Raw genomic sequence first — 14,589 nt, forward strand, 5'->3', positions numbered from 1 at the left:
GGTTAGTTCCTACTTTATCTACACGAACTTCGGACGGTAGCGTTTCCGCATCGTGCTCCTCACAGATATTCAGCCGCAGTCTGTAAAGGGAGGGAACTAAGAGGGTACATCCTTCCGTTTTTACCTACAATCAATGCTACCCTGTACACATACAATCAATCATACTAGGCGAGGTATGGATAAGTCAAGAGAAAAGAAACGCGCCATTCATGGAAGAAATGGCGCTGTTCCTCGTTGCTCCCGTTTAATCCCGGATGAAGACCGACTCCGTATCTGCGTTGCCGCGTTTTTCCAGGAAGCGGGTAAACGTAACGGCTGCATCCGCCCGCGACACCGCGCCCTGCGGCTGGAACTTCGTCTTGTCGGTCGGCACGATGCCCAGTGTCGTAGCGATAATAATCGAAGCGCGATGCTTGGCGTTGCCGATGTCGGTGAGCGGCGACTGGAACATGCCAGGGTAGTCCGCCAGCTTGTTGTAGCCGAGCGCGCGCACGATCATGTCGGCCAGTTCTTCGCGGGTGATCGGCTCATCCGGGTTCAGCTTGGAAGCGTTTTTGTCCAAAAGGCCGCGGTCCACGGCGCCTTCGACGGCAGAGAAGAAGCGCGAGCCGTTTGCCACGTCGCTGTAGGTCGCCTTGCGCTCCAGGGAGTACATCGGGTAGTGGCGTCCCTGGTTCAGACTAATCATCAGCATTTCGATCATTTCGCCGCGTGTGATCGGCTTTTGCGGCAAGATTTTGCCATCCTCCAGCGAGAGCGCATCGTATTCGTACATCAAAAGCAGTTCCTTCTCGGCCGGATGGCCCTTGAGGTCGAGCGGTGCCTGGCGGTGCAGGTTGAGCACTTTTCCGGATGCAGTAGAGCGCCACTCGCCTGTAGCCGCATCGAGGTAGTAAGGCTGCTCAAACGGCGTGGACGTTACGCGGTAAACGAGCTTCGCCGTCCTTTTCGGAATGTAGGATGGCTGCTCCTGTACCTTTTTGTTGTCTTCCTCGCTGAGCGGCTCCAGGGCGTACACCGCTTCTGCCTCCGACTCCTTCCACCACGCCTGGACGGCTTCGTCGCCAGACAGATGTTTAGGTACTTTGGCAGGGTACGTTTCGCTGCCAAAGTCAGCGCTGTAGGACAAAAGTTCGCCTGTCTGCGCGTCGTAATTGAGGTAGGCCGAGCCGCTGGCAGCCGCGATTCCGTCGATGTACCGTTCCAGCGTGATCCGGTAACGGCTGGATTTTAACAGTTCTACGCCTTCCTCGTCGCGTTCGACCAGGTACAACTGGTGGGCCGAGGTCGGCGTCCATTTGCGGATCGTTTCCATTGCCGCTGCTTGCAGCTTTTTCGGGTCGACCGTCTTGGCGGGCTTTTCTTCCTCTTTGCGCAGCGGCCGGTCTTTGCTGTACGAGTAAACGTCGCCGGTGACAGCGTCAAAGGCGACAAAGACGTAGCCATCCTTTTCCTTGCCTTTTTCCGTGTATTCGAGATTCCAGACGGAACGGTTGCCCTGGTAGTCTCGCTCGCTGTAGTTGGCGGAGCGCAGCTCGTAATTGCCAAGGTCAAACGTCTTGGCCGCCCAGGCGATGGCTTCCTCCTGGCTGAGCGCTCCTCCCGAGCGGCGCGGGGAAAGCGGCTTGCTGCTGACCGCGACAGGCTCGTTGCTTTCGCTGCGGGGCGAGAGCGATTGGTTCAACGCTTTTCCGCTCTGGGCGTCGAGGTAGAACGTAAACGGATTGGTATAGCCGAGCGTGACGGTGTTTTTCTCAGCGCCGGTTCGCTTCCACGGAAGCAGGTACGAAAGCTTCGGGTCTGCCTGCTCCTGGAACAGCTTCTCCGCTTCCTCCAACGAAATTTGCTTGTCTGGCTTCTCGAACTTCACGTCGTTCCACGACAAGGAAAAATCGCTGACGACGCCTGCGCCATTGACGGTGATGTCCGCCCCGTTGTCCGGGAATAGCACGTCGTCTACGACCCGGACGAAGCGGAACGTGTAGGAGACGTCGGCAGAAAGCGGCGTTTTCGGCTCGGGCAGCTCGCGCAGGTAGAGACGGGTTTCTGCGGCTTTGCCCGGGTTGTGCTTTTGCAAAAACTGCTCTGCCGCTGTGCGGGCGTCGGCATAGGACACCCGTTTGGCGTAAGGCAGGTTGTTCCGGCTTTGGTCGTAGTGGGAATAGGAGGTCAGCTCCCCGGTGTTGGCGTTGATGCTGACGCTGTAGGACAGGAGTACTTTTTCGTTGTTCGGGTCCTTTTTGTTCCAGCCGAACGACCATTCCGGGAACGAGCGCCAGCCGTCAGCCGAACGGAACGACACGTTTGTCAGCGTAAGCCCGCTGGTGGGTACAAGCTTGGCTGCAAGGGTCAGCGCCGCTTCTTTCGACAGCTTTACCTTGCTCGTGGCAGCCAAGGTCGCCTTGTCCATTTGCGTGCTGTTGACCATTTTGCTCGTGGCAGCTTCCGGCGACTGGGCGTGTGCTTGTGCAAGCGGAAGCAGCAGGCTTGCTGTCAATACGAATGAGCTGGATCGGATCATCCAAGGCTTCATGAAAGATTCCCCCCGAGGTGTAGTAGCATTTGCTTACAACCTCTGACGAGGGGAAAAGCGAAATCGTTTCATTTCACCCTGAGAAAAAATAGAGAGCGATTTTGCGAACAGGCAAGAAAGATAGGAATTTTGTACCAAATGTTAACGGATCAAACTAGAATTGTGAACAACCATCTTATATAATTAAGTAGTACTTATCCATCTCAACTTGAAAAAGACAGCCTTGACTGTTTGATTGACCGCAAGCGGTCATCTCTATTCTTCGAATAAATCTCCGCTCGGCGTCAGACCTGCAGGCTGCGAAGGGCGGTTTTCACAGAAAAGGAGCTATTGCGTTTTGGAAACCATCATGTACCTCGTTCGCCACGGAGAGACACAGTGGAATCAGATTCGGCGCATTCAGGGACACAGCGATATCGCTTTGAACGAGATCGGCATGCGACAGGCAGAGCTGGTAGCCGGACGCTTCCGGCGCGAGAAGATTCACGCTGTTTATTCCAGTGATTTAAGTCGCGCGCGTGAGACCGCTGCGAAAATTGCGGAAAATTTCTCCATTTCCGTAGGCACGCATCCTACCTTGCGCGAGCGTTGCTACGGGCAGTGGGAGGGGCTTACCTACGAGGAGATTCGCGCGCGCTTTGAAAATCAGGACGAGGCTTCCTGCGGCATCGAGACATTCGAGGACATGCAGCGGCGTGCGGTGGCCGCTCTGACCGAACTGGCAGCGAAGCATCAGAATGAGGCAATTGTGGTGGTATCGCACGGCGGTCTCATCAACAGCTTTTTGCACTACGTAACAGCAGGGGAGCAGGGAACTGGCATTACGCGCATCGACAACACGGGAATTTCCGTTTTCCGCTATGCCGATCGCAGGTGGGAAGTGCTCCAGGTAAATGATACTGACCATTTGGAAGCTTGAGAAAATGCTGAGAGAGGGAGTTTCTCGTGTCAAGTAAAATGTTGGGGAAGTTAGAGACGGTCTTTTCCTACACGGCCCATTTTATCATACAATCTTGGCCGGAAAAGCGCCCAGGCATCCTTTTCTTGACAGATTCCGGGGGCCGTGTAATCAACTTCATGGACATGCATGATAGTCAATCTGGAAACTCTCTGTCTATGGCGGCGCGCCAGTATGTCCAGACCGGGGAAGTCTGCGATTATGTTTTGGAAGCGCTCGGCACGAAGGAGATTGTCGTCAAGGCCAAAAACGAAAGCGAGCTCGTCTGCGGAGCGTTTCCGCTGAAGGAGCATGACGGCAGTGTCCGCGCCGTCATTGGCATGCTCATCCCGCAAAAAGAGATTGATTTCGATTTGCGGGGCTACATGCGGGGATTAGAGCCGCTCATCCGCATGGGCTACGATGCGTACATCCAGCACGCAACCAGCCAGATCGTCACCGATTTGACCTTGCACGACACCGCGCGGGATTTGCTGACCAGCCTGACGAGACAAATCAGCAGCATTATTTCAAAAGGTTATTGCTCGGCGGTGAAGCTCTCCGAGGAGGGAGTGCTGATCCCCCAGGATTGCGTCACGACGCAAGAAGCGGAGCAAGGTCAGGCTCATATCGCCCAATTGGTCATGCGCATGGGGAATAAGCCAGTCACGCCGATGGCGCTGGACAACCACCGGGTCATCGTCGTTCCGGTAAGCCTGAACGCGGTTCCGCTGTACGCCCTGTTTTTGCACCTGCCGCCCGAGGAGCAGGACTGCTTCTACGATATCCGGGACGTCGCTTTCCTGCAGGAGATTGCGGAAAAGGCGAGCTGTGCGCTCTGGCGCGCGATCATGTCTGACGATTTGCGCCGCGAAGCGAGCAAAAAAGATTTGCTCTACCAGCTCATGTCAAAGATTCAGGCATCGATTGACGTCAATGACGTTCTCCACGAGATCGTCACCAGCATCCCGAGCCTGTATCCGTATTTCTCGGTCGAGCTGTTCCTGACGGTGGAGCCGAATGCTACTACGCCTGTCAAGCAGTTGTCGTTCCAGGAGGTGGAGCCGTCCACCAGCACGAAAGCGTACCTGGAAGGCCGCTTGATCGCGGAAGAAGTAGGGGAAGGCGAGCAGCGGGCGACCGTGATTGCCGCGCCGCTGTTGGGCAAGCAAGGCATCTACGGCGTTTTGCAGGTGACTTCGGAGCAGCCGATTTCGTTGAGCCAACACGAGAAGGACTACATTTCCATCTTGGCCGACACAGCAGGCACCGCTTTTGAAAATGCGCAACTGTACCAGCAATCGCGCAATCTGATCCGCGAGTTGCGCCTCATCAACGAAATGGCTAGACAGCTTAACAAAAGTCTTGATTTGAAGGAAATTCTCGATTTTGTGACGGAAATGATGCAGGCGACATTCGATGCGGAGTTTTGCGCCATTTTGCGAAAGCAGCCGGGAGAAGACAAGTTCGATATACTCTCGTCGTCGCTTTCCGACTTTAACGGCACCGTCGTCAATGCGCTCGAAAAGCCGTTCCAGCAGATCATGCAAAGCAAGCAGACGCTGCTTCTGGCTCAGCCTGGCGCGGGTCCGCTGCCGTTTTCACTCTATTCCTGCTGCTCGCTCATGGGGGTACCGCTTGTTGTCGAGGGCGAAATTAGCGGAGTGCTTCTAGTCGCAGATTCCCGCTATCATTTTTTTAGTTTTGACGACTACAAGCTGCTCGAAATTTTCGGCCAGCACGCAAGCCTCGCCATGACGAATGCCGTTTTGCACAACGAAATGGAGCGAATGGTCATTACGGACAACTTGACCGGACTGTTCACGAGACGCTACTTGAACGAACAGGTCAGGGCCTCGCTTGCCAAGGACAGCTACGGCTCGCTGATTTTGATCGACATCGACTTCTTCAAGACGGTAAACGATACATTCGGCCACCAGGTAGGAGACGAAGTGCTGATTCAGGTGGCCAACCTCATCCGCCGCAGTATCAGAGACAGCGATATTGCGGCGCGCTGGGGCGGGGAGGAGCTCGCCGTCTACCTGCCGAGCGTAGACAAGGCAACGGCTCGCGCTGTCGCCGAGCGAATCAGGGAGTGCGTGGAGCAGGAGACGTCCCCGCGGGTGACGATCTCGTGCGGTCTTGCGAAATGGAACAGGGAGATGGACGTCAATCTGAGCGTCGAAGCCTTGTTCCACCAGGCGGACATCGCGTTGTACGAAGCAAAAAATTCTGGCAGAAACCAGGTTGTACTCGCCTAGAGCCAAACCAATGGCTCTTTTCTCTTTTCGGTATGCCTTTTTGCAGCGTGATTTGTTTCTGTATAAGATATATCGGTAAAAGAGGGAACAAACTTGAAGGCAGATGGAGGAGTTGACCCATGGACACACGCGAACTGCGCACCAAGGCGACACAAATCACACCGGATATATACAGTCTGGAAATCCCCACCCCGTTCAGTGTCGGAGCGGTCAACGTCTATTTGGTAAAAGGCGACAAGCTGACGCTGGTGGATGTGGGGCCGAAGACAGACGAGGCCTGGCAGGCGCTGACGGAAGGATTGCAGTCTGCCGGAGTCCGCGTGGAGGAGATCGAGCAGATCGTGCTGACGCACCACCACGTTGACCATTGTGGTCAACTGGAAAAGGTGCGGCAGCTCTCCGGCGCCGTGACGCTGGCCCATCCGCAAGCAGCGCCGTACGTGGAGCTGGATGAGGACTTCATGCATTTTCACGACCAGTTTTTTCTGGAGCTGTACCAAAAAAGCGGCGTGCCGAGCGACATGCTGGTCATCATCGCCAAGTTTCACAAGCTGATGAAGACCTTCTCCGAGCCAAGCCGCATTGACGTGTTGCTCAAGCACAAGCAGCGGGTGCCGAACTTGGAGGAATGGCAGGTGCTCTACACGCCGGGGCACAGCCAAAGCCACTTGTCCCTGTACCGGGAGCGGGATCGAACGATGATCGGCGGCGACCACATCATCGGACATATTTCGTCCAATGCCTTTATCGAACCACCGCGGGATCGTTCGGGCGCACGGCCGCTCACGCTCGTCCAATACCGGACGGCGCTGCAGATGTGTGCAGACATGGAGGTGGAGCGGGTGCTGGCCGGCCATGGCGAGATCGTCACCGACCATCGGGAGCTGATTTTGGCCCGGCTGCAAAAAAACTGGAGCCGCACAGACACGCTGCGCAGCCTGCTTGCCGACGGCGAAAAAACCGCCTACGAGCTGACCACGCTGCTGTTCCCTACGCTGTACGAAAAAGAGCTGCCGTTGACGCTTTCCGAGACGATCGGGCACATTGATCTGCTGACGATTTTGCACCAGGTCGAAGTCAAGGAGAAAGACGGCGTTTTGTACTACCACCTGTAGCCAGACGAATCCCTGTCATTGGCTGTCCAAGCAGAATAAGCCTATTCCTCCCCGGAAACGATAAAAGGGACAATTACCCTGAACCACCTGGAAGTGGCCAAAGGGTAACCGAGGGAGGAAGCCTATGCGCAAGTATTGGACGATATGCCTTTTGTCTGTAGCCTGCACGGCTTTGGCCGGCTGCAATCAGATGGGCGTCAAGCAAAACCCCAGCTCCACCTTTGAACAGGTGCGCGACCAGTTTGCGGCCCAAAGCTCGTATGCGTTTTACGGCAGGACCAAGCTGTTGACAGCAAACAGCGCCAATGCCAACATGGTGAACTTTTCCGGGCGAAAAGACGGCGAAGCGGAGTATATGAATGTGAAAATTTCCGTCCCGGAGGAAAAGCGGGTGGAGACTTTGTCCCTTTTGCGCGAGGGCAGCGAGCTGTACGCCAAGCAAGGGCAAGGGGAAAAATGGAAGCCCGTACCGGGAGAAGGCGTTGCGCTGCGGCAGGAGATGGACAACTGGAGTCCTGGTTTTTGTTTCCAGCAAATGGATGAGATGAAAAAAGGCATCCGTCAACTGCCGGACGAAAACCCCGAGGACGATCTGGAAGCGATCGGCGTCACGCTGGATTCAGCCAAGCTGAAGGCGTGGCTGGCCGCGCAACTGCAGGAGCAGAGTGCCACCGGCTCGCGGATTCAGTCCGCCGCAGGGCCGTTTCCCGGGCACAAGCCGAAGCTGAAGCTGGCGATGCAGCTTTCTGATGGGGACTGGGCAGGTGCGAGCGTGCGGCAGGGAGGCACCTCGATTCAGGCGAAACCGTCCCAGGACGTGAAGGCGTTGGTCGATCAGATGGACGTCGAAGCGGAGTACACGATTTACTACAACAAAACGACGATGCTTCCGACCAACATGACGATGTCGATTCGCTCCGCATACGACTTGAACGACCAGCGGGTAAAAGAGCATTCCCAGGTGGAGACCTACCTGCAAAACTACGGGCGGGCAAAGCCGGTTCCGGCCCCGGCAGAGGGCGGCAAATAAGCAAGCAAAGAAAAAGACGCTTACCTTCCATGTCAGCGGACAGGGAGCGTCTTTTTTCCGTGAGGCGGACGGTTTGCGAAGCGGCGCGGACGATGGCAAAAGCGGCGGGAAGGCGGCTGCTGTGACGGATGGGCCGGAGGTGCGTGCCCGCCTGCTTTGGCTCGCAAGATTTTCAGGCAGGATGAGGTAACGCTTTGCGGACTTTGTCCGTCTTTACTCATTGTGAAGATGTGCACAACGGGCCGCTTTCCTTTGCGCTTTTTTGCGAGGGAGTCTTAATTCCTAGAAGGAATACTGGAAAACTTTGTCGAACTAACAACAGGTCTATCTTTTTGCGTCGAATAATCGGTACAATGGGAAAGATGCCTGATGAAACCAAGCGTCTGCGGCGACCGCATCAGGCATTTTGCAGACGAGACTTCTGCGATTTTCGCGGTCGCTTCTCTTTTGGGCAATCGTCGCTTCCGGTCCTGGTGAAGCCGGAGCGTAAAGGGGATGGGAACCAGCGATGGATCAGACGAAAATGCGCATTTTGTCCGCAGCCGCGAAGCTGTTTGACACGTACGGCTACAAAGGGACTTCCGTTAGACAAATCGCTGCTGAAGCAAAAGTGAACTCCGCGCTGATTTCTTATCACTTCCAGGGCAAGCAGGGAGTGTTGGAGACCTTGATCGCCTCTTATTTTGAGACGCTGTTTCGGCTGCTGGAAGAACAGGAAGCCGAGCAGGAGCATGTCTCTGCCATTCACCGACTTGAACAGGTGATCCAGTTGTATTTGCGCTTCCAGATGGAGCATGCGCCGATTACCCGGCTGGTTCACCGGGAGTTGAGCGTCGAGTCGATGCTTGCCCGTGAAGTGATGACGCTGTACATGAGCCGATGGAAGCACGGCCTTTCGCGCGTATTGGAGGGCGGCGTGGCATCGGGTGATTTTTTGCCTGTCTCTGTTGATCGTATAGTGCTGGCCGTAAGCAGCCAGATGATATATCCGTTTTTACAACCGCAAATGGTTCGCCAGGTTTACGACCTGGAGCTGTTTTCCGAGGAGTTCGCCAGATGGCTGCACGATTCCATCATGCGCTTTTTGCGCGGGATTTTGCTGCCCGGATAGGATGTGCCCTCTCCTGTGACTTTATTTTGCACAAGTGCAGCGAAGGCTCCGCCAATGGCTTTGGCGCAGCCAAGTTTTCTAAAGGGGATGTTTGACAAGTGAAACGAAGACTATTCCTGCTCTGTCTGGCAGGCATGTTGCTATACACGAATCCGGCGTACGCTACGCCTTTTCCGGACAAAACCGATGAGGTCGTGCAGGACGCCGACAACTATTTGAAAAAAGACGAAAAGGCGAAGTTTGAAAAATCGATGCAAAACTTGCCTGGCAGCTACAAGGTTGTCGTGGTGGAAAGCACGGCTCCGGAAGCAGAATCCCCTGACATGTACGCGCAGAAGCTGTTTGACAATTACAATTTGGCTGATGACGCGATGATGGTCGTGCTCGACTACAACACGGAGCAGATCGGGATGTACGCAGGGCCTGCGTTGCAGAACAAAGGCGTGACGATGGAGTTGTTGCACGACAAAATCGCGTCGTACTACGATCCTTTTCGCAACCAGAAGCAGTATTTGACCGGCATTCAGACTGTGATCGGGGAAGTGAACCGGGAGCTGAGCAGCCTTTCCGACAAGCAGGCTGCAACGACTGCGGGCGCGGCTGATGCGGCAGCGCAGGAGCAGCCGGAAGAAAAAGACGCGCTCGGCGGCATTCCGTGGTGGATATACGCGCTCGGAGCTGTGTTCGCGGTGCTGTCCGTCATGCTGATCTACGCCATGATTCGCCGCCGCGGGATCTTCAAGCAAGTCGATGATGTAGAGGATTGGAAGGACGAGCTGGTCGAAAAAATCAACGTCATCGAGGTGGAAAAGCCGTTGCGCCGCTCCAGCGGAATGACAGAGGTGCGCTACCACCACCTGGCTGACAAAAAAGAAAACTTGCTGCGCATCCGCATTCCAGACGTGGAGATGATGATTCTGGATGCGGAGGAAGCGTGCGACCGTTTCCGGTTTTCCCTGGCTTTGGGCATGCTCGATGAAGCGCGGCAGACGCTGACGCAGATCGAGGATGAGCTGAACGACCTGAAGGAAGACACGACAAAGGTAGCGATTGCCAAACAGGAAAACAAGGTCGTCATCCCGGAGATCGGCAAGCAGGTGGAGCAGATGGAGCGCCGCCTGTCCGATTTGCGGCTGGAATACGGACTGGCTTTTCACGAACTGAAAGCGTCGCTGGACGAAGTAGAGACGATGCGCAACCTCGTGAAAACGTCGCGGGCGGCGGGCGACGATATTGGCGCCTACGATACGACGCTCAAGGCCCAGCAGATTCTGGAGCGGGTCGGCCAAGCGATGGAGCAGATTCCGGCGCTGGTGCAGCGCGTGAAAAAGGAAATGCCGGAAGAGTTCAAGCAACTGGAGGACGGAATCAGCCAGGCGACGCGCGACGGTTTCGACTTGAAGCAGGATTCGCTGGACAAGGCGCTGCTGCAGGCCAAACAGTTGCTTTCCTCCGCAAAAACCGCGCTGGAAGAGGGCAATCTGGAGATGGTCATGACTCATTCCAAGGCGTTTGACGTGCTGCTTGACACGACGTACCAGAGCATTGAAGAAGGCGTGCTCGCTCAGCACGAGGCAGCAGCCGCTGCGGCGCCAGCCCTGGAAAAGCCGCCTGTGCTTGCAGAGGAGCCGCTCGCAGATGAGGCAGAGCCGGAAAGAACGAACAGTGCATTGGCAGAAAAAGAACGGGAAGTCAGCGAAGCGGAGGTCGCAGCGATCATCGAGCAGGCTGCGGAGGCGTGGAACCTGGCTGGCAAGGAGACAGCGCAGCCACTTGTCATCGACAGAGAGCCGCAAGCGTTCGGGCGCGAGGCGCAAGGATTGTCTGCGCCCAAGCAGGAGGAAGCGGTGGATCTGTCCGCACACGCAGAGGCTGAGGCAGGGACGAGCGACCAGTTGAGCGAGGCAGAACGGGCTGTGCTGTTGCAGGCAGTCAAGCGGCCTGCGAAGCCGGAGAAAACCTCGGTGCCCCATGCGCCCGCCCAGCAGGCAAGCCGTGAGCACGAAGAGGAAACCGAATACGAGCTGGTCATTCCGAAGAGTCAGGCGGAGCCGGAGTTGGAGGAGCCTCATCTGGAGGAAGAGCCGGATTATTTGCTGATCGAAACCGAGGACGATGCCCTCGACGAGCTGGAGCGCATCTCCAGCACGCTCGTTCGCGTGCGCCAGCAGATCAAGCGAAGCTATTTGCCGGGCATTCCGGATCAGCTCAAATATATGTTTGAAGAAGTCGTCCAGACTTTGGGGCGGATCAAGATGGTGATGGAGCAATACCGCTACGATCTGGAGGAAGTGGCGATTTTGATTCAGGATGCGCGCGAACTGGTCGTAGAAACCGAGCGGATGGCCGAGCAGACGATTTCCTCCTGCCAGTTGGCGGAGGGAGCCATCCAGTACACCAACCGCTACCGCCGGCAAAACCGGCACGTCAATGAGCTGTTGACCAAAGCGGAGCAGGCGTTCAGGCAGTTGGCCTTCACGGAAGCTTACCAGTTGGCGGAGGAGGCGCGTCTCGTCGTGGAAGGTGCGCCAGCCGAGGCGGATAACCGCTGGCTTTTGCGCAGAAAGAAAAAGGGGTGAGCATCCATGCAACTCCTTCCCGTTTTTCTGATCGCGGCGGGCGTTCTCGTCATGCTCCAGCCGCGCACCAAAAGATGGCAGGCGCGAATGAACGCGTATTTCCGGGGCAATGAACAGCGGGTCAAGCAGCGGGCCAACACGTTTTTTTTGCTCGGCCTGGCCTTTATGCTGGCTGGCTTCGCTTATTTGTTCCGGTTGGCCGGATAGGGATAAGAGCACAAGCAAAAACACCTGTCGCACGAGCAACGAGGACGCGATTCTCGCGGGCGGCAGGTGTTTTTTTGCGCAACAAAAAAAGAAGCACCGCTCACGAGGCGATGCTCCATATAGGGAAGATAAAGGGAGTAAAGGTCTGATAACCAGCACCTTACAACTAGGGGGGAGTAAGGTGCTGATTACTCTTTCGCAAAAAAGAGTACCTGCCTCCTAGTTTCCCCGATTCGTGTTTTCCTAAACGTTATTCGCAAAAAAATTCCAAAGCTTCTTCGGCGCTGTGCGTGCCCGCCGCATGTCCCGAGGAAAAGGCGATAGTAATGTTGTAGCCTCCGGTATGGGCGTGCACGTCCATGACTTCGCCGGCAAAATACAGGCCGTCCATCAGCTTCGAGCGCATCGTGCGCGGGTCGATTTCCTTGACGCTGACGCCGCCGCCTGTAATAAAAGCTTCCTCCAGGGACAGCGTTCCCGTGATCGTCAGCGGAAATGCTTTGATGATGCCCGCAAGACTTGCCCACTCCTGCTTTTTCATATGGCTCAACGTCGTGTCCTCGGCAATCTGGGCGAGCGACAGGATGAGCGGAATCATTCGCTCCGGCAAGTAGCCTTTGAGCACGTTTTTGACCGCTTTTTTTGGCTGTTCCTCCAGTAGTTTCCAGCTTTCTGCGCTGACTTCCTCCTGGCTTTTGGCAGGCATCAGATCAAGCGTGAGCGCCAGCGGGACGGCGCCGTATTTGCGCTGGCTGATGGAGACGTAGTGCCCCATTCGCAGCGAGGCTGGCCCGGACAGGCCGAAATGGGTGAAAATCATATCGCCTTCCTGGGTGTTGATCTTTTTCCCGTTCGGCGCGTACAAGGTCATTGTAATGTCGCGCAGGGACAGTCCTTGCAGCGTTTTGTCGCGGATGAAGGAGTCGTTTGCGGTGAGCGGCACTTCTGTCGGATACAGGTCCGTGATCGTATGGCCTGCCGCCTTGGCCCAGGCGTAGCCGTCTCCCGTCGAGCCTGTCTGCGGCACCGAGCAGCCGCCGACGGCGATAATGACGCAGCAGGCTGTCAGCTTTTCGCCGGATTGCAGCAAAATGCCTGCGGCTCGGCCGTTTTCGTAGACAACTTCCTTCACGGGAGCGTTCAGCCGGATGTCGACATGCTGCTGCTTCAACCGGTCGATCAACGCTTGGGCGACCGTCACTGCTTTATCGGTGACGGGAAACATCCGCCCGCGGTCCTCTTCCTTCAGGGCGACGCCCAGTTCCTCAAAAAACTGAATGATGTCGCGGTTGCCGAATTGCGCAAGCGCACTATACATAAAACGGCCGTTGCCGGGCATTTGCTTGATAAGCTCGTCCTGCTCCTTGGCGTTGGTCACGTTGCAGCGGCCGCCGCCGGAAATGATGAGCTTGCGTCCCAGCTTGCCGCCTTTTTCCACCAAGCAGACGCGCGCTCCCCGGCTCGACGCCGCCACAGCGGCCATCAGCCCGGACGGCCCGCCGCCGATAATGATAACGTCATAGTCGTACTGTGATCGATTCATGTATTCTCGTCCTTTTATGTTGTAGGGTAGGGCATCCTTCATTTTACCACAAGAGGCTATGTTAGCGCTCAGATAGAGGGGGAGGGTGGGAACACAAGCGTGTATGTCGCGCTAAAAAAGGGGGCAGGTGGGGAGCACAGGCCGCATGTCGCGCCAAAAAAGGTGGGAACGTTGGAAGCACAAGCCAGCATACCGCGCCAAAAAAGGTGGAGGGTTTGGAGCACAGGCCGCATGTCGCGCCAAAAAGGTGGGAACGTTGGAAGCACAAGCCAGCATACCGCGCCAAAAAGGGCAGGACGCTTTTCACCGCGCCTGCCACGCGCCAAAAAGACAGGGTGCTTTTACCCAAAAAGAGCGAGACTGTTTGAACCCCACCCCAACGCCAACTCACCCAAGTACCGCAGACAGCGGCTTTTTCTCCAGCACGTATCTGACAACCGCTTCATCGCGGACGATGTCTGTGACGATGTAGCCTTTGGCGAAGTAGCTGGTGAACAGCTCGCCGGTTTGCTCGCGCCAGGCCGAGGCGATGTTCATGTCCGCCTGCTTCACCTGCTGGAAAAAGGCCGGGACTGGAAGCAGCAAGACAGGCTCTTCATGCGCGGTGTCGAAAGCGACTGGAGCCGGAAGGCCGTCGACTATTTCATAGCGCAAAATGTCAGGGGCAGCGTCGTAGGCACGGCGCGGTGCGCCTTCTGCCTGGCGGGCTTCCACGCGTCCGCTGTCGATGAACCACTCGACGAGAAAACGATCAGTCGGCAGGCCGCGGTTGAAGTCGTCGTCGAGGTCGCCGTAGCAGTTGGGCAAATACGTGCGGACGATTCCGCCAAGCTTGACGATATTCAGGACGCCGTTCACCGTTTCCAGGGGGTCGTACGTCCAGGTGATTTTGGAATGGCCCAGCGCTTTGGCTTCTTCCTTTTGCAGCCACTTCATCTTCACTCCGAGTCCTTGCTTGCGATACGCGGGCAAAAAGCCGAGCATGTGGGAACAGAGATGCGTCTCGCCGTTGGTATAGCCGGGAAAGCTGTACAAAAAGCCGATCATCTCGTCCCCGTCAAACGCCCCGAGGAACAGTCCGCCAAATTTGTGCATCGTCAGCGTCATGTGGTACGGAATGGCCGACGAAGGGTCCCATATTTTTCCTTCCATCGTTTCTAGTTGCTCGATTTCGCTCGCCTCGGTCAGTTTTCGCAAGGTGATTGCCATTTGCTTTTTCCTCCTATCCAGGTTTTCGTTTTTACTTCATTCGAACAAAGGGAGGCACATTCCT

At 56.1% G+C, this 14,589-nt stretch carries 10 protein-coding genes; 7 read left to right on the top strand and 3 right to left on the bottom strand.

The window, feature by feature from the left end:
* Positions 1-244: 244 nt before the first annotated feature.
* Positions 245-2,533, bottom strand: coding sequence for an S-layer homology domain-containing protein (locus BA6348_RS10155; RefSeq protein WP_122952677.1), 2,289 nt, complete (start codon positions 2,531-2,533; stop codon positions 245-247).
* Between the two features lie 337 nt (positions 2,534-2,870).
* Between BA6348_RS10155 and BA6348_RS10160 the strand changes: the two genes are divergently transcribed.
* The 7 genes from BA6348_RS10160 (at position 2,871) to BA6348_RS10190 (ending at position 11,773) form a co-directional block, all read left to right on the top strand.
* The gene (locus BA6348_RS10160) at positions 2,871-3,452 is read left to right on the top strand and encodes a histidine phosphatase family protein (protein WP_122952676.1); all 582 of its coding nucleotides are present in this window, start codon (positions 2,871-2,873) and stop codon (positions 3,450-3,452) included.
* A gap of 38 nt (positions 3,453-3,490) precedes the next feature.
* On the top strand, positions 3,491-5,731 hold the full coding sequence (locus BA6348_RS10165) for a sensor domain-containing diguanylate cyclase (RefSeq protein WP_025843927.1): 2,241 nt from the start codon (positions 3,491-3,493) through the stop codon (positions 5,729-5,731).
* 119 nt (positions 5,732-5,850) lie between these two features.
* Positions 5,851-6,846: an MBL fold metallo-hydrolase gene (locus BA6348_RS10170; protein ID WP_007783218.1), complete on the top strand. Its 996-nt coding sequence runs from the start codon at positions 5,851-5,853 to the stop codon at positions 6,844-6,846.
* 124 nt (positions 6,847-6,970) lie between these two features.
* On the top strand, positions 6,971-7,876 hold the full coding sequence (locus BA6348_RS10175) for a hypothetical protein (protein WP_122952675.1): 906 nt from the start codon (positions 6,971-6,973) through the stop codon (positions 7,874-7,876).
* A 508-nt stretch (positions 7,877-8,384) separates the two neighbouring features.
* Complete coding sequence (refZ, locus tag BA6348_RS10180; RefSeq protein WP_005828166.1) at positions 8,385-8,987, top strand: forespore capture DNA-binding protein RefZ; 603 nt, start codon at positions 8,385-8,387, stop codon at positions 8,985-8,987.
* Positions 8,988-9,085: 98 nt separating this feature from the next.
* Positions 9,086-11,566 carry a septation ring formation regulator EzrA gene (locus BA6348_RS10185; RefSeq protein ID WP_122952674.1) on the top strand — a complete coding sequence of 827 codons (2,481 nt, stop codon included), beginning with the start codon at positions 9,086-9,088 and terminating at the stop codon, positions 11,564-11,566.
* A 6-nt stretch (positions 11,567-11,572) separates the two neighbouring features.
* Positions 11,573-11,773: a hypothetical protein gene (locus BA6348_RS10190; protein WP_005828171.1), complete on the top strand. Its 201-nt coding sequence runs from the start codon at positions 11,573-11,575 to the stop codon at positions 11,771-11,773.
* A gap of 250 nt (positions 11,774-12,023) precedes the next feature.
* Here BA6348_RS10190 and BA6348_RS10195 read toward each other — a convergent pair whose 3' ends face one another.
* Positions 12,024-13,316 (bottom strand): BaiN/RdsA family NAD(P)/FAD-dependent oxidoreductase, encoded by a 1,293-nt coding sequence (locus tag BA6348_RS10195; RefSeq protein ID WP_122952673.1) that lies wholly within the window; start codon positions 13,314-13,316, stop codon positions 12,024-12,026.
* Between the two features lie 387 nt (positions 13,317-13,703).
* Entirely contained in the window at positions 13,704-14,525 is an 822-nt protein-coding gene (locus BA6348_RS10200) for a GNAT family N-acetyltransferase (RefSeq protein WP_005828175.1), read from the bottom strand.
* Positions 14,526-14,589: the final 64 nt, after the last annotated feature.

The organism is Brevibacillus agri (assembly GCF_004117055.1).
Taxonomy (GTDB): domain Bacteria; phylum Bacillota; class Bacilli; order Brevibacillales; family Brevibacillaceae; genus Brevibacillus; species Brevibacillus agri.